The 1,072-nt window shown below is 63.1% G+C and carries 1 pseudogene; it reads right to left on the minus strand.

From position 1 onward, the window contains the following. Window positions 1–978, minus strand: a pseudogene (locus tag FUT88_RS26015) (MFS transporter); the annotation flags it as partial. Window positions 979–1,072: the final 94 nt, after the last annotated feature.

A 1,072-nucleotide genomic window follows, 5' to 3' on the forward strand; every position in this document is an offset into this window, starting at 1 on the left:
ACGCCGCCAGCCCGATGCTCGACGCCATCACCAGGCCGATGATGAGGAACAGCTTGCGCGTGGCCGTGAGCGAAAGCTTGCCGGAGGCATACACACGGTCCGACGCCCAGCCCGCGAACACCTCCACGAACATCGACACGAACAGCGGCAGCGACGCCATGAGGCCCATCTGCATCAGGCCCATGCCACGCTCCTTGACAGGTACGTCGGCAGCCACGTGATGAAGAAGTACGAGTTGTAGTTGATCATGAAGAAGCCGATGCACATCGCCCAGATGTTCCGGTGCGTCAGCAGCTTCGTCCAGGGCACCTTGGGTTCATCCTTGCTACGGGCTGCCGGCAGGCCGCGTTGGATGTGGGCCAGCTCAGCGGCGTTCACGCCCTTGTGTTCTTCCGGCGTTTCCTTGAACACCGCCCACCACACCACTGCCCACACGATGCCCAGCCCGCCCGTCACGGCAAAGGTGATCTTCCAATCAAACATCACCAACAGCCATGCGATGAGCGGCAACGCGACAGCGCTGCCCAGCTTCGAGCCGCTATCGAAAATGGCCGCCACCGTGGCGCGTTCCTGTTTTGGAAACCAGCGCCCCGTGATGCCCGCGCTGCTGGGGTACGCACCCGCCTCACCGATGCCCAGCGCCACACGCAGGCCCACCAGCGACTTGAAGCCGTTTGCCAGGCCCGTCAACGCCGTCGCAACGGACCACCACAGCACCGCAAAGCCGAGCACCTTCTTCTGCCCGAAGCGGTCGGCCAGAATGCCCGCCGGCAACTGCAGCAGCGCATACGACCAGAAGAACGCCGACATGACGACGCCCATTTCCACGGCGCTCAGGTGGAATTCCTTCTGGATGTGCGGCGCGGCCGCCGACAGCACGGTACGGTCGATGTAGTTGATGGCAATCGCCGCCCACATGAGGCCGGCGACGACCCAGCGCACTTTCGAGCGAGGGCCGCCCTGTGACGTGTCCTGCATGGTTTGTCTCCTGTTTTGTAATAGGTGATGCGTGCCTTCGAGTCGAGGCGCTAACTCACGATGCCCATGTGCCAGGGCACGAATTCATGGTCGC

This window comes from Ralstonia sp. TCR112, assembly GCF_007997035.1.
Taxonomy (GTDB): domain Bacteria; phylum Pseudomonadota; class Gammaproteobacteria; order Burkholderiales; family Burkholderiaceae; genus Ralstonia; species Ralstonia edaphi.